At 69.4% G+C, this 20,510-nt stretch carries 22 protein-coding genes; 19 read left to right on the top strand and 3 right to left on the bottom strand.

All coding sequences use genetic code 11. The annotated features are described in order from the left end of the window. The first annotated feature begins 167 nt into the window (after positions 1-167). A complete protein-coding gene (gene rho / locus RS86_RS19270) occupies positions 168-2,120 on the top strand; it encodes a transcription termination factor Rho (protein ID WP_045273880.1) in 1,953 nt (650 codons plus the stop codon). Positions 2,121-2,152: 32 nt separating this feature from the next. Beyond that, a complete protein-coding gene (prfA, locus tag RS86_RS19265) occupies positions 2,153-3,232 on the top strand; it encodes a peptide chain release factor 1 (RefSeq protein ID WP_045273879.1) in 1,080 nt (359 codons plus the stop codon). Between the two features lie 27 nt (positions 3,233-3,259). Here prfA and RS86_RS19260 read toward each other — a convergent pair whose 3' ends face one another. After that, entirely contained in the window at positions 3,260-4,324 is a 1,065-nt protein-coding gene (locus RS86_RS19260; protein ID WP_200892847.1) for a DNA polymerase IV, read from the bottom strand. Between the two features lie 59 nt (positions 4,325-4,383). Between RS86_RS19260 and RS86_RS19255 the strand changes: the two genes are divergently transcribed. Beyond that, positions 4,384-4,806 (top strand): phage holin family protein, encoded by a 423-nt coding sequence (locus RS86_RS19255; protein ID WP_045273878.1) that lies wholly within the window; start codon positions 4,384-4,386, stop codon positions 4,804-4,806. A 7-nt stretch (positions 4,807-4,813) separates the two neighbouring features. Here RS86_RS19255 and epsC read toward each other — a convergent pair whose 3' ends face one another. Continuing rightward, entirely contained in the window at positions 4,814-5,398 is a 585-nt protein-coding gene (gene epsC, locus RS86_RS19250) for a serine O-acetyltransferase EpsC (protein WP_052680391.1), read from the bottom strand. Further along, positions 5,398-6,336 (bottom strand): cysteine synthase A, encoded by a 939-nt coding sequence (gene cysK, locus RS86_RS19245; protein ID WP_045273876.1) that lies wholly within the window; start codon positions 6,334-6,336, stop codon positions 5,398-5,400. Before cysK ends, epsC begins: the two co-directional genes overlap by 1 nt. A 138-nt stretch (positions 6,337-6,474) precedes the next feature. On the opposite strand from cysK, the gene prmC reads away from it, so the two are divergent. The 16 genes from prmC to RS86_RS19165 all read left to right on the top strand — a co-directional run bounded on the left by prmC (position 6,475) and on the right by RS86_RS19165 (position 20,467). Beyond that, the gene (gene prmC, locus RS86_RS19240) at positions 6,475-7,332 is read left to right on the top strand and encodes a peptide chain release factor N(5)-glutamine methyltransferase (protein WP_045273875.1); all 858 of its coding nucleotides are present in this window, start codon (positions 6,475-6,477) and stop codon (positions 7,330-7,332) included. A 101-nt stretch (positions 7,333-7,433) separates the two neighbouring features. After that, complete coding sequence (locus RS86_RS19235) at positions 7,434-8,108, top strand: L-threonylcarbamoyladenylate synthase (protein ID WP_045273874.1); 675 nt, start codon at positions 7,434-7,436, stop codon at positions 8,106-8,108. 24 nt (positions 8,109-8,132) lie between these two features. Then, positions 8,133-9,278 carry an MraY family glycosyltransferase gene (locus RS86_RS19230; RefSeq protein WP_045273873.1) on the top strand — a complete coding sequence of 382 codons (1,146 nt, stop codon included), beginning with the start codon at positions 8,133-8,135 and terminating at the stop codon, positions 9,276-9,278. After that, positions 9,275-9,826, top strand: a complete 552-nt coding sequence (locus RS86_RS19225) for a hypothetical protein (RefSeq protein ID WP_045273872.1) — start codon at positions 9,275-9,277, stop codon at positions 9,824-9,826. The genes RS86_RS19230 and RS86_RS19225 overlap by 4 nt, the downstream gene beginning before the upstream one ends. 121 nt (positions 9,827-9,947) lie before the next feature. Continuing rightward, a complete protein-coding gene (atpB, locus tag RS86_RS19220) occupies positions 9,948-10,733 on the top strand; it encodes a F0F1 ATP synthase subunit A (protein ID WP_045273871.1) in 786 nt (261 codons plus the stop codon). Between the two features lie 49 nt (positions 10,734-10,782). Further along, positions 10,783-11,019 carry an ATP synthase F0 subunit C gene (atpE, locus tag RS86_RS19215; RefSeq protein ID WP_045251710.1) on the top strand — a complete coding sequence of 79 codons (237 nt, stop codon included), beginning with the start codon at positions 10,783-10,785 and terminating at the stop codon, positions 11,017-11,019. Positions 11,020-11,047: 28 nt separating this feature from the next. After that, positions 11,048-11,602, top strand: coding sequence for a F0F1 ATP synthase subunit B (locus RS86_RS19210; RefSeq protein ID WP_045273870.1), 555 nt, complete (start codon positions 11,048-11,050; stop codon positions 11,600-11,602). Then, positions 11,602-12,390 (top strand): F0F1 ATP synthase subunit delta, encoded by a 789-nt coding sequence (locus RS86_RS19205; protein ID WP_045273869.1) that lies wholly within the window; start codon positions 11,602-11,604, stop codon positions 12,388-12,390. The genes RS86_RS19210 and RS86_RS19205 overlap by 1 nt, the downstream gene beginning before the upstream one ends. A gap of 49 nt (positions 12,391-12,439) precedes the next feature. Then, complete coding sequence (atpA, locus tag RS86_RS19200; RefSeq protein WP_045273868.1) at positions 12,440-14,080, top strand: F0F1 ATP synthase subunit alpha; 1,641 nt, start codon at positions 12,440-12,442, stop codon at positions 14,078-14,080. 21 nt (positions 14,081-14,101) lie between these two features. Then, complete coding sequence (locus RS86_RS19195) at positions 14,102-15,001, top strand: F0F1 ATP synthase subunit gamma (RefSeq protein WP_045273867.1); 900 nt, start codon at positions 14,102-14,104, stop codon at positions 14,999-15,001. A 23-nt stretch (positions 15,002-15,024) separates the two neighbouring features. Continuing rightward, positions 15,025-16,461: a F0F1 ATP synthase subunit beta gene (atpD, locus tag RS86_RS19190; protein WP_045273866.1), complete on the top strand. Its 1,437-nt coding sequence runs from the start codon at positions 15,025-15,027 to the stop codon at positions 16,459-16,461. Positions 16,462-16,463: 2 nt separating this feature from the next. Beyond that, positions 16,464-16,724, top strand: coding sequence for a F0F1 ATP synthase subunit epsilon (locus RS86_RS19185; RefSeq protein WP_045273865.1), 261 nt, complete (start codon positions 16,464-16,466; stop codon positions 16,722-16,724). Positions 16,725-16,802: 78 nt separating this feature from the next. Then, entirely contained in the window at positions 16,803-17,567 is a 765-nt protein-coding gene (locus RS86_RS19180) for a YaaA family protein (protein ID WP_045273864.1), read from the top strand. 115 nt (positions 17,568-17,682) lie between these two features. Then, a complete protein-coding gene (locus RS86_RS19175) occupies positions 17,683-18,510 on the top strand; it encodes a DUF5684 domain-containing protein (RefSeq protein WP_200892846.1) in 828 nt (275 codons plus the stop codon). 84 nt (positions 18,511-18,594) lie between these two features. Next, entirely contained in the window at positions 18,595-19,566 is a 972-nt protein-coding gene (locus RS86_RS19170) for an aldo/keto reductase (RefSeq protein WP_045273863.1), read from the top strand. Between the two features lie 82 nt (positions 19,567-19,648). Further along, on the top strand, positions 19,649-20,467 hold the full coding sequence (locus RS86_RS19165) for a PP2C family protein-serine/threonine phosphatase (protein ID WP_045273862.1): 819 nt from the start codon (positions 19,649-19,651) through the stop codon (positions 20,465-20,467). Positions 20,468-20,510 lie beyond the last annotated feature (43 nt).

The raw sequence follows: 20,510 nt of genomic DNA, 5'->3' as shown, positions 1-20,510 counted from the left end.
CCGCACAGCACCCGAAACCGCAGGACGAGCCGGTCACCGAGCTCTATGTCAGCGTGTTCCCCGGGTGGCATGCAGGGGACAGCCTGTTCTCGGCATGATCGTGCGGTCGCGCCTCGGCATCTGCCGTGTGCGCGCCGAAATACCCACGACTTACAAGAGGAGTACTCGTGGAGACTATCTCCGAGACCCAGATCGAAACTTCGGCTCCGGCCGATCAGGCGTCCGCCGAGGACGCACCCAAGGCACCGCGCAAGCGCGCCCCGCGCCGCGCGAACACGGCGACGGCTGCGGCGAAGGCCGCCGAAGCCGCTGAGGCTGCGCCCGCCGCCGAGGCCGCACCCGCTGCCGAGGCTCCGGCCGAGGCTGCTCCGAAGGCGAAGGCTCCGCGCCGCAGCCGGGCGAAGAAGACCGAGGACGCGCCCGCCGAGGCCCCGGCCGAGGCGGGTCCCGTCGCGGAGGCGCCCGTGGCCGAGGCTCCGGCCGAGGCTGCTCCGAAGGCGAAGGCTCCGCGCCGCAGCCGGGCCAAGAAGACCGAGGACGCTCCGGCGGAGGCCGCGGCGGATGCTCCGGCCGAGGCCGCGTCCGAGCCTGCAGCGAAGGAGGCGCCCGCCGAGTCGGCGTCCGCCGACGCGCAGCCGGCGGACAACTCCGCCGAGGGCGGCGACGAGACGAGCGGCCGCAGCCGCAGCCGGTCCCGCAGCCGCAGCCGCAACCGCAACGGCGGTCAGGACGGCCAGGGCAGCGGTGGTCAGGGCAGCCAGAACGGCAACCAGGGCAACCAGGGCAACCAGAACAGCAACCAGGGCAACCAGGGCGGCCGTGGCGGCGCCCAGGAGGCCGACGAAGACGGCGGCAGCGCCCGCGGACGTCAGCGCAACAAGCGCCGCACCGGCACGAACCAGAACATCGACGAGTTCGAGACCGAGATCGGCGAGGACGACGTCCTCATCCCGATCGCCGGCATCCTCGACGTGCTGGACAACTACGCCTTCGTGCGCACCAGCGGCTACCTGTCCGGCCCCAGCGACGTGTACGTCTCGCTCGGCCAGGTCAAGAAGTACAACCTGCGCAAGGGCGACGCCGTCGTCGGCGCGATCAAGCAGCCTCGCGAGGGCGAGCAGCAGGGGCGCCAGAAGTACAACGCGCTGGTCAAGGTCGACTCGATCAACGGCCTGAGCACGGACGACGCCGCGAACCGCGTCGAGTTCTCCGCGCTGACCCCGCTCTATCCGCAGGAGCGCCTGCGCCTGGAGACGGCGCCGGAGAAGCTCACGCAGCGCATCATCGACCTCGTCGCCCCGATCGGCAAGGGCCAGCGCGGACTCATCGTCGCGCCCCCGAAGGCGGGCAAGACGATCGTGCTGCAGCAGATCGCCAACGCGATCGCGCAGAACAACCCCGAGGTGCACCTCATGGTCGTGCTCGTCGACGAGCGCCCCGAAGAGGTCACCGACATGCAGCGCACGGTCAAGGGCGAGGTCATCGCCTCGACCTTCGACCGCCCCGCGGAGGATCACACGACGGTCGCCGAGCTCGCGATCGAGCGCGCCAAGCGCCTCGTCGAGCTGGGCCGCGACGTGGTCGTTCTGCTCGACTCGATCACCCGCCTCGGCCGCGCGTACAACATCGCGGCTCCGGCCTCCGGCCGCGTGCTCACGGGTGGCGTGGACGCTTCGGCGCTCTACCCGCCGAAGCGCTTCTTCGGCGCTGCGCGCAACATCGAGAACGGCGGATCGCTCACGATCCTCGCGACCGCGCTGGTGGAGACCGGATCCAAGATGGACGAGGTCATCTTCGAGGAGTTCAAGGGTACCGGCAACAGCGAGCTGCGTCTCAGCCGTGCGCTGGCCGACAAGCGGATCTTCCCGGCCGTGGACGTCAACGCGTCCTCGACCCGCCGCGAGGAGATGCTGCTGAGCCCCGACGAGGTCAAGATCACGTGGAAGCTGCGCCGCGCCCTCGCCGGGCTCGACCCGCAGCAGGCCCTCGAGGTCGTCCTCGGCAAGCTCAAGGAGACCGAGTCGAACGTCGAGTTCCTGCTGCAGATGCAGAACGCGCAGCTGGGCAAGCCGGCCTCCGGCACCGGCCACAGCCACGCGTCCGAGAACAGCATCCGCTGATCCGCGCCGCCTGAACCAGGGATCCGGTCGTCATGTTCGAGCAGGTCGAGTCGCTGCGCGACGAGCACCGCAGGGTGGAGAGGGAGCTCTCCGACCCCGAGGTGCACGCCGATGCCGCGCGGGCGAAGCGGGTCAACCGCCGCTACGCCGAGCTCAGCCGCATCGTGAAGGCGCATGACGACTGGATCGCCGCGGGCGAGGACCTCCAGACCGCACGGGAGTTCGCCCGCGAGGACGAGTCCATCGCGGCGGAGATCCCCGGCATGGAGGAGGGACTGCAGGGCGCCCAGGAGAAGCTCCGGCGCCTGCTGATCCCTCGGGATCCGGATGACGCGCGCGACGTGATCATGGAGATCAAGGCGGGGGAGGGCGGAGCCGAATCCGCCCTCTTCGCCGCCGATCTGCTGCGCATGTACGTGCAGTACGCCGCCTCGAAGGGGTGGAAGACCGAGCTCCTGGAGCGCACCGAGTCCGACCTCGGCGGTTACAAGGACGTGCAGGTCGCGATCAAGGGATCCTCGACCGACCCCTCCCAGGGCGTCTGGGCGCACCTCAAGTACGAGGGCGGCGTGCACAGGGTGCAGCGCGTTCCGGCGACGGAGTCGCAGGGGCGCATCCACACGTCCACGACGGGCGTGCTGGTGTTCCCCGAGGTGGATGAGCCCGACGAGGTCGCGATCAACCAGAACGACCTCAAGATCGACGTGTTCCGCTCCTCCGGCCCCGGAGGGCAGTCTGTGAACACGACCGACTCGGCGGTCCGCATCACGCACGTGCCGACCGGCATCGTCGTCTCGATGCAGAACGAGAAGTCGCAGCTGCAGAACCGCGAAGCGGCCATGCGCGTGCTGCGCGCCCGGCTGCTCGCGAAGCAGCAGGAGGAGCTCGATGCCGCGGCCTCCGACGCCCGCCGCTCGCAGATCCGCGGGATGGACCGCTCCGAGCGGATCCGCACCTACAACTTCCCGGAGAACCGGATCGCGGATCACCGCACCGGGTTCAAGGCCTACAACCTCGACCAGGTGATGGACGGGGCCCTCGAGCCGATCATCGAGTCCGCGATCCACGCGGACGAGGAAGCCCAGCTCGCCGCCCTCGGCACCGAGGGCTGAACGCGACGCGCGGTCACGGACCGCGCGTCACCATGCTCCGCGGGTGGGCGTACGACCGTCGCGCGCATCCTCCGGCAGTGCCATCTCCGCGCGCATCCCCAGCAGGCGCACCGCGCGGTCCGGGGCGATCCGGGCGATGAGCTCCTTCGCCTTCGCGAGGACCACGTCGCGGTCCGCGGTCTCCGGGATGCGCTTCGTGAACGTCTTCGTCGTGAACGGCGCGTAGCGCACCTTCAGTCCGAGACCGACGACGGGTCGTCCGTCCTCCCTCACGTCGTCCAGGACCTGCGCGAGCAGCGTCAGCGCGGCCCGCTCGATCTCCGCACGGTCGGCGAGGTCGGTCTGGTAGGTGGTCTCTCGGCTGTGCCCGCGCGGGACCCACGGCGTGTCGTCGACGACGGCCGATCCGCCGCCGCGGCCGAGCTCCTGGTACCAGAGACCCATCCGCGGGCCGAACTCGGCGGTGAGCCCGGGTTCCGGCGCCACGGCGAGCTCTGCGACCGTGCGGATGCCGAGGGTGAGGAGCCGCTTCGAGACCTTTGTGCCGACGCCCCACAGTTCGATCACCGCTCGCGCGCCCATCACCTCGTCCCAGTTCTCGGCGGTGAGACGGAACACGCCCTGCGGCTTGCCGAACCCGGTCGCGATCTTCGCGCGTACGAGGGTGTCGCCGATCCCTACGCTGCAGTGCAGCCGGGTGCGGTCCAGGACAGCCTGCTGCAGGCGTCGGGCGTAGGCCTCCGGATCGTCCGTGTCGACGCCCACGAAGGCCTCGTCCCATCCCAGCACCTGCACCACGGCGCCGGGCTGCGCGCGCAGCACCGACATGACCTCGGCGGAGGCGGCCAGATACGCCGGGGCGTCCACGGGCAGGATCACCGCGTCCGGCACCTTGCGGGCGGCGATCCGCAACGGCATCCCCGACCCCACGCCGAACGCGCGGGCCTCGTAGGAGGCGGTCGACACCACGGCGCGCTCGGTGGGATCGCCGCGCCCGCCCACGATGACGGGGAGGCCGGCCAGTTCGGGCCGGCGCAGCACTTCGACGGCCGCGATGAACTGGTCGAGGTCCACGTGGAGCACCCAGCGCATGATCCCGACAGTACGCGGCGCGCGCCAGGTGCGCACCCGTCCCGCGCTATGCTCCGGCTATGGGCCTCTTCTTCATGCGCACCCTGATCTTCCTGGCGTCGTCGGCGCTCGGCCTGATCGTGGCCGATCTGCTGCTGACGGGCTTCACGATCGAGTGGAGCAAGTGGTGGGGCTTCGTGCTGTGCGTGCTGATCTTCACCGTGCTGCAGAGTCTGCTGGCACCGTGGATCGCGTCCATGGCCACCCGCTATGCGCCGGCTCTGCTGGGCGGGATCGGCATCATCTCCACCTTCGCGGCGCTGCTCATCGTCATCCTGCTGCCGATCGGCGGCCTGCGGATCACCGATCCGCTGGGCTGGATCCTCGGACCCGTCGTCGTCTGGGTCATCACCGCGCTGTGCACCGTCGTGCTGCCTCTGCTGCTGATCAAGCGCGAGGTGCGCGAGGCGGCTGCGCTCAAGGCCGCGGCCAAGAAGCGCTGATCGCCGCTCAGATCGAGTAGTCCGGGACCGACAGGATCCTCGCCGTGCTCTCGCCCTCGACACGGGGCCTGGCCCTGGCGGGGACCCCGGTCAGCACGGAATCTGCGGGCGCGTCCTTCGTGACCACGGCGTTCGCGCCGACCGCGGAGCGCGCTCCGATCACGACGGGGCCGAGGATCTTCGCGCCGGCGCCGACCACGACGCCGTCCTCCAGAGTCGGGTGGCGCTTGCCCGCATCGCGGGTGCGCCCGCCGAGCGTGACGCCGTGGTAGAGCATCACATCGTCGCCGATCTCCGCGGTCTCCCCGATCACGACGCCCATGCCGTGATCGATGAAGAAGCGGCGCCCGATCGTGGCGCCGGGGTGGATTTCGACGCCCGTGAGCCAGCGCGCGACCTGCGAGCCCATGCGGGCGGGGAAGCGCCAGCCGCGCGCCCAGAGGGCGTGGTTCAGCCGATGCGCCCAGATGGCGTGCAGGCCGGGGTAGAGCAGTGCGATCTCGAGTCCGCCGCGCGCGGCGGGGTCGCGCAGCCGGGCGGATGCGATGTCCTCGCGCATCCGCCCGGCCCACGACATGCCAGAGTGCGGCATCAGTCCTCGCGCAGGTCCTCGAACAGGGCGGTGGACAGGTAGCGCTCGCCGGTGTCCGGCGCGATCACGACGATGGTCTTGCCGGCGCTCTCGGGGCGCGCGGCCACCTTCAGCGCCTGGGCGACGGCGGCGCCGGCGGAGATGCCGACCAGCAGGCCCTCCTTCGCGGCGAGGTCGCGGGCAGTGGAGAGGGACTCCTCGAAGCCCGCGGTGATGATCTCGTCGATGACCTCGCGGTCCAGGATCGCGGGGACGAAGTTCGGGCCGATGCCCTGGATCTTCGCGGGTCCGGGGTGCCCCTGGCTGAGCAGCGGGGAGTCGGTCGGCTCGACCGCGATGACCTTGACTTCGGGGTTGGCGGCCTTGAGGGCCTGCCCGGTGCCCGTGATGGTGCCGCCGGTGCCGATCCCGGCGACGAAGACGTCGACGTTGCCGTCGGTGTCGCGCAGGATCTCCTGCGCCGTGGTCTCGCGGTGGATCTGCGGGTTCGCGGCGTTCTCGAACTGGCGGGCCCAGACGGCACCGGGAGTCTCCGCGATGATCTCCTGCAGCTTCTCGATCGCGCCCTTCATGCCCAGCGCGGGGTCGGTCAGCACGAGCTCCGCGCCGAACGCCTTCAGCAGTACGCGGCGCTCCTTCGACATCGATGCGGGCATCGTCAGGATCACGCGGTAGCCGCGCGCCGCGCCGACCATCGCGAGAGCGATGCCGGTATTGCCGCTGGTGGCCTCGACGATCGTGCCGCCGGGCTCGAGCTCGCCGGACGCCTCCGCGGCGTCGACGATCGCGATGCCGATGCGGTCCTTGACGCTCGAGGCCGGGTTGAAGGACTCGAGCTTGACCAGCACCGTGGCGTCGAGGCCCTCGGTGACGTGGTTCAGCTTGACGAGCGGGGTGTTGCCGAACGTGCTGGTGATGTCGGAGTGGATGCCTGCCATGACTGACCTTTCGATGGGCGCACTTCTTCGCGGATGCGACGGCCCCGTCCCGCTTCGGAGGAGGACCCGATCGAGCACAGCCTAAGGCGAGGGTGTGTGCGCCCGGTGAATGTGACGCCCGCATTACGCTGGAGGTCTATGTCCGTGCCCCTTGCCGATGCCCTCCGCCATGCCGCGACGACCCTCGGCGACGCCGGTGTTCCGGATCCCGCCGTCGACGCAGAACTCCTCATCGGCCACGTGCTGGGACTCGGCCGCGGCGGTGTGCAGGCCGCGACGATCCGCGGTGACGTGCTGACCGAGGAGGACGAGACGGCGCTGGCCGGACTCGTCGCCCGCCGGGCCGCCAGGGAGCCGTTGCAGCATCTCACCGGCACCGCCCCCTTCCGCCACCTCGAGCTCGCCGTGGGCCCGGGCGTGTTCGTGCCGCGGCCCGAGACCGAGATCGTCGCGCAGTTCGCGATCGACGCGCTCCTGGCCGCAGCCTCGCCCGCGCCGATCGGCGTCGACCTCTGCACGGGGTCAGGGGCGATCGCGCTCGCGCTGGCGACCGAGGTGCCGCACGCGCAGGTGCACGCGGTCGAGCTCTCGCCCGAGGCGCACGCCTGGGCGGTGCGGAACACGGCGGGGCAGGAGAACCTGTCCCTCGTCCTCGGCGACCTCGCTGACGCACTCGCGGACCTCGACGGGACCGTGGACGTGGTCATCTCCAATCCGCCGTATGTGCCGGACGACGCCATCCCGCGCGACCCGGAGGTGCGTCTGCACGACCCGGCGCTCGCGCTGTACGGCGGCCGGGACGGGCTCGACGTGGTGCGTGCGATCAGCCGTCGCGCGTGGGCGCTGCTGCACCCCGGCGGCACGCTCGTGCTCGAGCACGCGGAGGTGCAGGGCGCCGCGATCAGGGAGCTCCTGGCGCAGGACGGCTGGCGTGCCGCCGCGACGCACCAGGATCTCACCCACCGGGACCGCGCCACCACCGCCCTCCGCCCGTAGCCGGATCCGCCGCGGCAGGGCGCCGGTCCGGGATCGGACTGCGGTGATTCGCGTGCCCCGCTCAGGGCGTACCGCGCCGCGCCCCGTAGACTGGGCCGGTCATGTCCTCAGTCTTCGATAGCCGCGACGCGGATCAGATCCTCACCGGTATGCGCCAGGCCCGTCTGGCCATCGGCCGCGGTGAGCTGGTCGTGCTCCCCACCGACACCGTCTACGGCGTGGGCGCCGACGCCTTCAGCCCCACCGCCGTGCAGCGCCTGCTCGACGCGAAGGGGCGAGGGCGCCAGCAGCCGCCCCCCGTCCTGGTCGGCAGCACCGCCACCCTCGCCGCCCTCGTGGAGACCGTGCCGGAGCCCGTGCAGCGCCTGGTCGACGAGTTCTGGCCCGGGGGCCTCACGATCGTGCTGCCCTCGCAGCCCTCCCTGGTCTGGGATCTCGGCGAGACCCACGGCACCGTCGCGGTGCGCATGCCCGACCACCGCGTCGCGCTCGCCCTGCTCGAGGAGACCGGCCCTCTCGCGGTCTCCAGCGCGAACCTCACCGGCGAGCCCGCCGCCGTCGAGCTCGAGGCGGCGAGGAGCATGCTCGGCGAGAGCATTGAGGTCTACCTGGACGCCGGACCCTCGACCCGCGGCGTCGCCTCCACGATCATCGACGCCACCTCTCTGGTCCGTCCCGGGGGTGAGGACGCCAAGGTGCGCGTGCTCCGCGAGGGCGCGATCTCCCGTGACGAGCTCGCCCGCGTGCTCGGGGATCTGCTCGACGAGCAGCCCTGACCCAGGGCGGAGGAGAGCGACGACGTGAAGCAGTACCTGTTCACCGTGATCCTCACGGCCGCCGTGACCCTGGCGTGCTCGTGGGCCGTGTGGCAGCTGAGCCTGCGGTTCAAGCTGTACCCCGGCATCCGCGAGCGCGACGTGCACACCACGCCGACGCCGCGGCTCGGGGGAGTGGCGATGCTGCTCGGCATCCTCGCCGCCTTCGCCGCGAGCGCGGCGAGCCCGTTCTTCCACATCATCTGGGCGCAGCCGCAGACGATGTGGTCGGTGCTCGGCGCGGTCCTGCTCATCGCGATCGTCGGCGTGATCGATGACCTGTGGGATCTGGACTGGATGATCAAACTCGGCGCGCAGTTCTTGGCGGCCGGTCTGGTCACGATCGTCGGCGGCCTGCAGATCGCCTCGCTGCCTCTCGCGGAGCCCGTGATCGGATCCAACTGGCTGAGCATCGTGATCACGATGCTCGCGATCGTCATCGTCATGAACGCGGTGAACTTCATCGACGGCCTCGACGGGCTCGTCGCCGGCGTCTGCCTCATCGCGAACGGCGTGTTCTTCGCGTACTCGTACATCATCGCCCGCGACATCGGCCAGTCCAGCTACTTCAGCCTCGCCCCGTTCATCGCGGCCGTGCTGATCGGGGCGTGCATCGGCTTCCTGCCGATGAACTGGAGCCCCGCGAAGCTGTTCATGGGCGACTCCGGAGCCCTCGTGATCGGGCTGCTGATGGCCACGAGCGCCGTCGCCATCACCGGTCAGCTGAACCCCGCCGTGCTCACGAACGCGCAGATCGGGCGCTCCCAGCTGCTCGGCGCGTTCATTCCGATCCTGCTGCCCGTCGTGGTCGTGCTGCTGCCGCTGCTCGACTTCGGCCTCGCGGTGCTGCGCCGCATGGGCGCGGGCAAGTCGCCGTTCTCCCCTGATCGCAAGCACCTGCACCACCGCATGCTGGACCTGGGGCACCGCGGACGCGACGCCGTCCTCATCTTCTACGCCTGGACCGCGATCATCTCGATCGCCGTGCTGCTGATGTACATCGGCTCCCGCGAGGGCTGGTACGGCGAGTATGCGGCCGGCGTGGTCTTCGGCATCGTCGGGGCCGCGGCCTGCCTCGTCGTCACCCTCATCCCGTCGCGCCCGCGCGCCACCCAGAAGGAATCGAAATGAGCTCCGCGAGCCACCAGCCCTCCTCCGGATCGAACCCCGTGACCAGCACGCCGATCCTGCGCACCGCATTCATCGCGTCCGGTGCCGCCGCCGTCGTGCTCGGGGTCGTCGCCGGGGTCATCGGGGGAGTGCTCAAGGGCGCCCCCGGAGTGTGGAGCGGCCTGATCGGCGCGCTCATCGCCGTGCTCTTCGGCGCGATCACCGCCGCCAGCATCCTCATCGCGAACCGCTGGTTCGGGCAGGAGCTGTACGTGCAGCTGTTCTTCGCGATCGTGATGGGCGGCTGGTTCCTCAAGCTCGGGCTGTTCTTCGTGCTCATCCTCGTGCTGCGCGGGCAACCCTGGCTGGAGCCGATCATCTTCTTCTGGGCGTTGCTGGCGGGGGTGGTGGTCTCGCTCGCGATCGACGCCGTCGTGTTCCTGAAGATGCGTCTGCCCGTGGTCAGCGACGCGTCCTTGCCGACCGTCGCTCCCGAAGACGTCGCCCCGGGGTCTGGAACCGCCTCCCAGCAGGCTCCGGACGGGGATTCAGGCAACTCACGGGTCTGATAGGCTGGAACCCGAGCCCGCTCGTTACGCGAGCGCTGCGCTGTGAAGCACATCGACCGACGCCCCGGTAGCCCCCGGTGCCCCGAAGTTGGAGCCCGCGCTGTTTAATCTTGCTGCGACCATGATCCCTCGACTGGCCGACAACGGCGGGTTCCACGGTCCGTCGATCGACGAGTTCTTCCCCGGCGAACTGTTCAACATCTTCGGTCTGACCGTGCACCGTATCACGCTGGTGCAGGCCATCTCGACTCTCGCGATCATCCTGATCCTCGTGCTCGGCACCCGCCGCATGAAGATCATTCCCGGTCGCTTCCAGAGCGTGGTCGAGATGGGTCTCGGCTTCGTCCGGACCAATGTGGCGCATGACCTGCTCGGCCGCAAGGACGGCGACCGGTTCCTGCCGATCCTCACCACGATCTTCTTCATGGTGCTGTTCTTCAACATCACCGGCATCATCCCGTTCCTGAACATCGCGGGATCCAGCGTGGCCGCCGTGCCGCTCACGCTGGCGGTGGTCAGCTACGTGACCTTCATCTACGCGGGAATCCGCCGCAACGGCTGGCGCTTCTTCAAGAACTCGCTGTTCCCGCAGGGCGTTCCCGGCTTCGCGCTCCCCATCGTCGCGATCATCGAGCTCGTGTCGACGTTCATCCTGCGTCCCGTCACTCTGATGCTGCGACTGCTGATGAACATGATCGTCGGCCACATGCTCCTGGTCCTCTGCTTCTCGGCGACCTGGTTCTTCTTCTTCACGGCGGGTGGCGGCTGGGCCGCGCTCGGCGTGGGAACTCTCGCCTTCGGCGGCGCCTTCACGGTCTTCGAGATCCTGGTCGCCGTCCTCCAGGCCTACGTCTTCACCGTCCTCACCGCGGTCTACATCCAGCTCGCGGTCGCAGAAGAGCACTGACAACCCCTGCGGGCGGCGAACCTGCCGCCCACAACGAAAGGAAAAACCCGTGGACGCTACTACGGTTCTCGCAGCAGTCAACGGCAACCTCGCGGCAATCGGCTACGGCCTCGCCGCCATCGGCCCGGCCATCGGCGTGGGCATCGTCGTCGGAAAGACGATCGAGGGTGTCGCCCGTCAGCCCGAGCTGGCCGGTCGCCTGCAGGTTCTGATGTGGATCGGTATCGCCTTCACCGAGGCGCTCGCGTTCGTCGGCATCGCCGTCGGCTTCATCCCCTTCCCGTAATCCGCACTCGAATCCCGAAGGAGACAGGATGCTGAACGCTCTTGTCACGCGCCTCGCGGCTGAGGGTGAGACTCCGAAGAACCCGATCCTGCCCGAGGTCTATGACCTCGTCTGGTCGGCCGTGTTCTTCCTGCTCATCCTCTTCGTGGTGTGGAAGGTCGCCCTTCCCCGCTTCACGAAGATGCTCGACGAGCGCTCCGCCGCCATCGAGGGCAACATCGCGAAGGCTGACGAGGCTCAGAAGCAGGCCGAGGCCGCGCTGGAGGAGTACACCCGCCAGCTCGCCGAGGCCCGCACCGAGGCCGGCACGATCCGCGAGACCGCCCGTGAGGACGGCAAGAAGATCGTCGCCGAGGCCAAGGAGACCGCTGTCGCCGAGGCCGCACGGACGACCGCAGCCGCACACGCGCAGATCGAGGCAGAGCGCCAGACCGCGTTCGTCTCGCTCCGCAACGAGGTGGGCGGCCTCGCCCTCGACCTCGCCGGTGGCGTGGTGGGCGAGACTCTCTCCGACGACGCACGCGCGACGGCTGTCGTGGACCGCTTCCTGGCGGACCTCGAAGCCTCCGAGGCGGCGAAGTAATGGGCAGCGCGACCGCTCAGGCCCTCGAGGCGTCGAGCAGTGCTCTGACCGCCGCGCAGGGGATCACCCTCGACGTCGCCGGAGACCTGTTCTCCGCCACGCGCCTGATCGGTGAGACCTCCGCGCTGAGCGGCGCGCTCGCCGATCCGTCCGCTCCGGTCGAGGCGCGCGCGGCACTCGTGTCGCGCGTCTTCGCCGGCGCGTCGGCGCCTGCGCAGCAGGTGCTGACCGTCGCGGTCTCGCAGCGCTGGTCCTCCGCCGCCGACCTGGTCGACGGCGTGGAAGAGCTGGCCGTGCGTGCCGCGGCGATCGCCGCACCCGATGCCGACATCGAGGGCGAGCTGTTCTCGGTCTCGCGCCTGGTGGCCGACAATGCCGACCTCGAACTCGCCCTGGGCAGCCGCCTGGGCGGCGGCGAGGGCAAGGCCGCGCTCGTGCAGAAGCTGGTCGGTGCGAGCCTGCACCCGGCCACGTCGCTGATCCTCACCTCGCTGGTGCGCCAGCAGCGCGGCCGTCGCGTGCGCCGGCTGCTGAGCAGGGCGATGCGCATCGTGTCCACGCAGCGCGACCGGATCGTCGCGACCGTGCACACCGCCACCCCGCTGAGCGCTCCGCAGCGCGACCGCCTCCGCGCAGTGCTGGCCGGTCGCTACGGCCGCCAGATCGCGCTGAACGAGGTGCTCGACTCCTCCGTCGTCGGAGGCCTGCGCGTGCAGGTCGCGGACGTCGTCATCGACGGCAGCATCTCCGCCCGCCTCGCCGATCTCCGGCACAAGCTCGCGGGCTGAAACACGACTTCGCGCGGGAAGCCGCGCACCCATACACAAAGGGAAGACAATGGCAGAACTTTCGATCAGCCCCGACGTCATCCGTGACGCGCTGAAGGACTTCGTCGCCGCGTACGAGCCCACGGGCGGCGTGGCGACCGAGGTCGGCACCGTCATCGACGCAGCGGATGGCATCGCGCACGTCGAGGGCCTGCCCGGCGTCATGGCGAACGAGCTCGTGACCTTCGCCGACGGCACCAAGGGACTCGCGCTGAACCTGGACGAGCACGAGATCGGTGTCGTCGTCCTCGGCGAGTTCTCCGGTGTCGAGGCCGGCCAGGAGGTCACCCGCACCGGTGAGGTGCTCTCCGTCCCGGTCGGCGACGGCTACCTCGGCCGCGTGGTCGACCCGCTCGGCAACCCGATCGACGGTCTCGGTGAGATCGCCTCGGAGGGCATCCGCGCCCTGGAGCTGCAGGCGCCCGGCGTCATGCAGCGCAAGAGCGTGCACGAGCCGATGCAGACCGGCATCAAGGCCATCGACGCGATGATCCCGGTCGGCCGCGGCCAGCGCCAGCTGATCATCGGCGACCGCCAGACCGGTAAGACCGCGATCGCGATCGACACGATCATCAACCAGAAGGCCAACTGGGAGTCGGGCGACGTCAACAAGCAGGTCCGCTGCATCTACGTCGCGATCGGCCAGAAGGGCTCGACCATCGCCTCCGTGAAGGGCGCGCTGGAAGAGGCCGGCGCCCTGGAGTACACGACCATCGTCGCCGCCCCGGCGTCCGACCCGGCCGGCTTCAAGTACCTCGCGCCCTACACCGGTTCGGCCATCGGCCAGCACTGGATGTACGGCGGCAAGCACGTCCTGATCATCTTCGACGACCTGTCGAAGCAGGCCGAGGCGTACCGCGCCGTGTCGCTGCTGCTGCGCCGTCCGCCGGGCCGCGAGGCCTACCCGGGCGACGTCTTCTACCTGCACTCCCGTCTGCTGGAGCGCTGCGCGAAGCTGTCCGACGAGCTCGGCGCCGGTTCGATGACGGGCCTGCCCATCATCGAGACCAAGGCCAACGACGTCTCGGCGTACATCCCGACCAACGTGATCTCGATCACCGACGGCCAGATCTTCCTGCAGTCCGACCTGTTCAACGCGAACCAGCGTCCGGCTGTCGACGTGGGCATCTCGGTGTCCCGCGTCGGTGGTGACGCCCAGGTCAAGTCGATCAAGAAGGTCTCCGGAACGCTGAAGCTCGAGCTCGCGCAGTACCGCTCGCTCGAGGCCTTCGCGATGTTCGCATCCGACCTGGACCAGGCCTCGCGCCGTCAGCTGGCTCGCGGTGCGCGTCTGACCGAGCTGCTCAAGCAGCCGCAGTACTCGCCCTACCCGGTCGAGGAGCAGGTCGTCTCGATCTGGGCCGGAACCAAGGGCAAGCTCGACACGCTCGAGGTCGAGGACGTGCTGCGCTTCGAGCGCGAGCTGCTGGATCACCTGCGTCGCAACACCAAGGTGCTCGACACCCTCCGCGAGACGAACGTCCTCGATGACGACACGGTCGCGGAGCTGGAGAAGGCCACCGACGCCTTCCTCCTCGAGTTCCAGGGCGGCAAGGGCCACGGCATCAGCGCTCCCGGCCACGAGGAGCACAGCGCCGCGGACGTCGACGACGTGAACCAGGAGAAGATCGTCAAGGGCCGCCGCGCGTAATCGCGGGGGATTCTCAGAGCTATGGGCGCACAACTCAGGGTCTACAAGCAGAAGATCTCTTCTGCTCAGACGACCAAGAAGATCACGAAGGCGATGGAACTCATCGCGGCTTCGCGCATCCAGAAGGCGATGGCGCGCGTCAACGCGTCCTCGCCCTTCGCGCGGGCCGTGACGAGGGCCGTGTCCGCCGTCGCGACGCACTCCAACGTCGACCACCCGCTCACCCGTGAGCCCGAGACGATCCGCCGCTCCGCCGTCGTGGTCTTCTCGAGCGACCGGGGACTGGCCGGCGCGTTCAACTCGCAGATCCTGCGCGAGGCCATGGAGCTCGCAGAGCTCCTGCGCTCGGAAGGGCGCGAGCCGGTGTTCTACCTCGTCGGCCGCAAGGCCGTCGGCTACTTCCAGTTCCGGCGCCTCGAGGCCGCCGCGGAGTGGACCGGTGACACCGACACGCCCTCCTTCCACACGGCGGAGGCCATCTCCGCCGCGCTGCTGGAGGCGTTCGAGCGCGGTGGCGAGCAGGGCGGCGTGGACGAGATCCACCTCGTGTACAACCGCTTCGTCAGCATGATGACGCAGTCGCCCGAGACGGTGCGCCTGCTTCCGCTGGAGATCGCGGAGGCGGACGAGGCCGACACCTCGGGCGCCGTCTACCCGCTGTACGAGTTCGAGCCGGATGCGGCGACGGTGCTCGACGCGATCCTGCCGGTATACATCCAGAGCCGCGTCTTCAACGCCCTCCTGCAGTCGTCCGCCGCCAAGCAGGCCGCGACGCAGAAGGCGATGAAGTCGGCCAGCGACAACGCCGACAAGCTCATCACCGACTACACCCGCCTGCGCAACAACGCGCGCCAGGCGGAGATCACGCAGCAGATCGCCGAGATCGTCGGCGGCGCCGACGCGCTGGCGTCGAGCAAGTAAGACCCTCAGGAGAGAGACGAAATATGACTGCCACCGCTACGACGGTCGTCGGCCGCGTTGCTCGCGTCACCGGCCCGGTCGTCGACATCGAGTTCCCGCACGACTCGATCCCCGACATCTACAACGCACTCAAGACGACGATCACCATCGGCGAGGAGTCGACCGAGATCACGCTCGAGGTCGCGCAGCACCTCGGGGACGACCTCGTCCGCGCGATCTCGCTCAAGCCCACCGACGGCATGGTCCGCGGTCAGGAAGTGCGCGACACCGGTGAGGCCATCTCGGTCCCCGTCGGCGACGTCACCAAGGGCAAGGTCTTCAACGTGATCGGCGAGGTCCTGAACGCCGAGCCCGGCGAGCAGATCGAGATCACCGAGCGCTGGCCGATCCACCGCAAGGCCCCGAACTTCGACCAGCTCGAGTCGAAGACCACGATGTTCGAGACCGGCATCAAGTCGATCGACCTCCTCACCCCGTACGTGCAGGGTGGAAAGATCGGCCTGTTCGGCGGCGCGGGCGTCGGCAAGACCGTCCTCATCCAGGAGATGATCCAGCGCGTCGCGCAGGACCACGGTGGTGTGTCGGTGTTCGCCGGTGTCGGCGAGCGCACCCGTGAGGGCAACGACCTCATCGCCGAGATGGAGGAGGCGGGCGTCTTCGACAAGACCGCCCTCGTCTTCGGCCAGATGGACGAGCCGCCGGGAACGCGTCTGCGCGTCGCCCTGTCGGCCCTGACCATGGCGGAGTACTTCCGCGATGTGCAGAAGCAGGACGTGCTGCTCTTCATCGACAACATCTTCCGCTTCACGCAGGCCGGTTCCGAGGTCTCCACGCTGCTCGGCCGCATGCCGTCCGCCGTGGGTTACCAGCCGAACCTCGCGGACGAGATGGGTGTGCTCCAGGAGCGCATCACCTCGACCCGTGGCCACTCGATCACCTCGCTGCAGGCGATCTACGTGCCGGCCGACGACTACACCGACCCGGCCCCGGCCACGACGTTCGCGCACCTCGACGCGACGACCGAGCTCTCGCGTGAGATCGCGTCGAAGGGTCTGTACCCGGCGATCGACCCGCTGACCTCGACCTCGCGGATCATGGACCCCCGCTACCTGGGCGAGGACCACTACCGCGTGGCCACCACGGTCAAGCAGATCCTCCAGAAGAACAAGGAGCTCCAGGAGATCATCGCGATCCTCGGTGTCGACGAGCTCTCCGAAGAGGACAAGATCGTCGTCGCCCGTGCGCGCCGCATCCAGCAGTTCCTGTCCCAGAACACCTACATGGCGAAGAAGTTCACCGGTGTCGAGGGCTCCACGGTTCCGCTCAAGGAGACCATCGAGTCGTTCGACGCGATCTGCCGCGGAGACATGGATCATGTCGCCGAGCAGGCCTTCTTCAACGTCGGCGGGCTCTCGGACGTCGAGGAGAACTGGGCTCGGATCCAGAAGGAGAACGCCTGATCATGGCGCTGCACGTCAGCCTCGTCTCCGCCGATGCGGAGGTCTGGACCGGTGAGGCCAGCCTCGTCGTCGCGAAGACCGTCGAGGGCGAGCTGGGCTTCATGGCGGGGCACGAGCCCGTGCTGGCCATCCTCGCCGAGGGTCAGGTCCGCATCACCCAGCTGGACGGCACCAAGGTGCTCGCCAGCGCTCGGGACGGCTTCGTCTCGATGGAGGGCAACTCCCTCACGATCGTCGCGGGCAACGCGGCGCTCGTCGCCTGATCGAACCATTCACGCAAGCGCCGGATCCCCTCGGGGTCCGGCGCTTGCGCGTCTCCATCCGCTTGAGGAGTCCTGCGCATGATGATCCTGCTGCCGCCGAGCGAGACCAAGCGTCCCGGAGGCACACGCGCACCGGTGGATCCCACGGGATGGGCGCTGTCGGATCTCGCGCCCCAACGCGAGCAGGTGATCGACGCGCTCGTCGCGCTGGCCGCGGACGCGGAAGCGACACGCCGGGTGCTCAAGCTCAGCGACAAGCAGCTCGCCGAGGCTCTGCGCGACAACGCCGGGCTGCGGACCGCCGCGGTGATGCCGACCGTGGACCGCTACATCGGCGTGCTCTACGACGCGCTGGACGCGGCGACGCTCGACGGCTACGCGCGGCGCTGGCTGGGGGCGCATGTGCTCGTGCACAGCGCACCCTACGGACCGGTCGGCGCGCTGGATCCGATCCCGTCGTACCGTCTCGGCGCCGGCGCGTCGGTGCCGGGGCTGCCCGCTCTGCGGCGGTTGTGGGCCGATGCCGTGTCCGCCGCGTTCTCGGCGGCTGCGCCGGACTTCGTGCTGGATCTGCGCTCCGAGGCCTATGCGGACCTCGGGCCCGTGCCGGCGGAGCTGCCCTCGGCTTACGTGCGCGTGGTGACGGCGCAGGGCAAGGCGCTGAACCACTTCAACAAGCACGCCAAGGGCGAGCTGGTGCGGCGTCTCTCGACCGAGCGGCCGAAGATCGGGTCGCGACGCACGCTGCTGAACTGGGCGGGCAGGGTCGGCGTCGAACTCCGCACCACGGAGGATGCGGGGATCCTGGAACTCGTCACGGATCAGCCGACTGCCCGCAAATAGTTCGTGAGTGCGGCACCGGGACAGGGTAGGGTGTTTCGCGTCGAAGCGCTCAGCTGATTCTCAGGTGCGCGCTCCTCGATGCCTTGGCATCTCAACCTGTTCCCGGGAGGAACACATGAACGACTACGGATACGACTCAGGAGTGAGCATCGCCGCACTCCTGATCGGCACGCTGGTCTACCTGATCTTCGCGATCGGCTTCTACGTCCTGGCCTCCATCTTCCTCATGAAGATCTTCGACAAGGCCGGGGTGCAGGGCCGGTGGCGCGCATGGGTGCCGATCTACAGCGGAATGGTGTTCCTCAAGCTCGGTGATCTGAGCCCCTGGCTGGTGCTCATCGCGATGGGCGCCTCGATCGTGCTCGGCTGGATCCCGGTCATCGGGTGGCTGCTCATCGCGGCAACGGCTGTGCTCTGGGTCCTCGCCGCGTGGCGTGTCGGCCTCAAGCTGCAGAAGGGCGCGGGCTGGGTGGTGCTCTACATCTTCCTGAGCATCGTCTGGTACGGCATCAACGCCTTCGACAAGTCCCGCTGGAACCCGAACATCGCTCCCGCCTCGTGGGCCGGCAACGGCTTCTTCGCCGACCGCACGGTGTGGCAGGGCATCCCGGTGCAGCCGTCGGCCGCAGCAGCTCCCGGCTACGGCGCCCCGCAGGGATACCAGCCGCCGGCTGCCCAGGGTTACGCCCCGCCGGCTGCTCCCCAGGCTCCCCAGGCTCCGCAGTTCGGCCAGCCCGGCCAGCCCGGCCAGCCGCCGCAGGGATTCCCGCAGGCCGCACCGCAGGCCCCGCAGCCGACGTTCCAGCCGCCGGCCGCTCCGCCCGCCGCCGCTCCCGAAGCCCCGGTGACGCCGCCGGCTCCGCCTGCGCCGCCGGCTCCGCCCGCACCGCCGGCCGCCGCGCCGGACGCCGCTCCGGACAACGGCGAGCAGCCCCCGGCGTGATAACGCCAGGAAGCCCCGGTCTTTCGACCGGGGCTTCCTGCATGCCCGGCGTCCGCACCCCGGAGCGGCCTGTAGTTTGGAAGTATGAGCGCTGAACGTCGTGTCGGATCGTCCGGGCTCCTGGTCTCCGCCGTGGGACTCGGATGCAACAACTTCGGGCGCGCAGGGACGGCCACCGAGACGCTGCAGGGCACCGTTCAGGTGCTGGATGCGGCGATCGATCATGGCGTGACGTTCCTCGACACCGCGGACATGTACGGCAAGGATCCCGGCCTCAGCGAGACGCTGATGGGGGAGGCCCTCGACGGTCGGCGGGACCGCGTGGTGCTGGCCACGAAGTTCGGCTACCCGTCTGCGGACATGGGCTACGACTTCCCGGCCGGGTTCGGCTCGCGCCGTTACATCCGCAAGGCCGTCGAGGAGTCGCTGCGACGGCTGCGCACGGACTGGATCGATCTCTACCAGCTGCATTGGCCGGATCCGCTCACCCCGATCGAGGAGACGCTCGACGCCCTGGACGATCTCGTCCGCGAGGGCAAGATCCGCTACTTCGGCCACTCCAACTTCAGCGGCTGGCAGATCGCCGAGGCGGAGTTGCGCGCGGAGCGCAGCGCCCATTTCATCTCTTCCCAGAACCAGTACTCGCTGCTGTCGCGTGCGGCGGAGCGCGAGGTGCTGCCGGCCGTCAACCGGTTCGGTCTCGGGTTCTTCCCGTTCTTCCCGCTGCACAACGGCCTGCTCACGGGCAAGTTCACGCGGGACGGCGGACCCGCCCAGAGCCGCATCATGCGCACCAGGGCGTACCTCTGGGAGGACGCCCCCTGGGATGCGCTGGATGCTTATCGCGAGTTCTGCGAAGAGCGCGGCATCAGCATGCTCGAGGCGACGTTCGGCTGGCTGCTCGCGCAGCCCGGCGTGGCTTCCGTGATCGCCGGGGCCACGTCCGCCGAGCAGATCGAGGCGAACGCACGCGCCGGCGCAGCATGGACGCCGACCGCGGCGGACGTCGCCGCGATCGATGCGCTGTTCCCGCTCCCGGCGGATCCGGCGGTCTGAGGCGCGTGTCGACGCAGGAATCCAATACGATGTGTGAGATTTCAGCGGTCGTTCCGATCGCCCGAGGATGGGGAGGACCGCGATGAGCCAGGGTTCCACGGCACACGCGCGCGAGGTCGCACTGGCGTCGGGCGACACGGTCGTGCTGTCCTGGGCGGGTGCGACCGACACCGGTCGGCGCCGGGAGAACAATCAGGACTCGCTCCTCGCGGAGTTCCCCCTGTTCGTCGTCGCGGACGGCATGGGCGGCCATGCGGGCGGCGAGATCGCGAGCCAGCGCACGATCGCCCGCCTCGAGGAGGCCGTCGCCGCGGGCGAGATCACGACGCAGACGATCGAGACGGCTCTGGTCGCCGCGGTGCAGGACATCACTGCGCATCCCGACACCACGGACGAGGGCACCGGGACGACCCTGACGGGCGTGTTCTTCACACTCGTCGACGACGACGCCCGCTGGGTGTCGCTGAACATCGGCGACTCCCGGGTGTATCTGCTGCGCGACGGCGCGCTCGACCAGGTCACGACGGACCACTCCGTCGTCCAGGAGCTGATCACGGCCGGCCGGCTCAGCCCCGAGGAAGCCGAGGGACATCCCTACAGCAACGTGATCACCCGTGCCGTGGGCGTCAGCGAGGCGCTGCCGCCCGACTACCGCGAGTTCAGCGTGCGGGACGGCGACCGGTTCGTGATCTGCTCCGACGGGCTCACCAAGGAGCTCACCGACTACGGGATCCAGCACTTCCTCGGGCTCAACGCGACGCCGGACGCCGCGGTCGACGCGATGCTCTCGGCCGCGCTGGAGAACGGCGGGCGCGACAACGTCACGATCATCGTGGTGGATGTGCGGCGCGGTGCGAGTGACGACGGATCCTCCTCCACCGCTCCGATCCCCGTCCCCTAGTCCACCGGTTGCGCTGAGCCGTTCCCACTGGTTGACGGCTCGC

Source organism: Microbacterium azadirachtae (assembly GCF_000956505.1).
GTDB lineage: Bacteria > Actinomycetota > Actinomycetes > Actinomycetales > Microbacteriaceae > Microbacterium > Microbacterium azadirachtae_A.
This window is presented reverse-complemented; position numbering and strand designations above follow the sequence as displayed.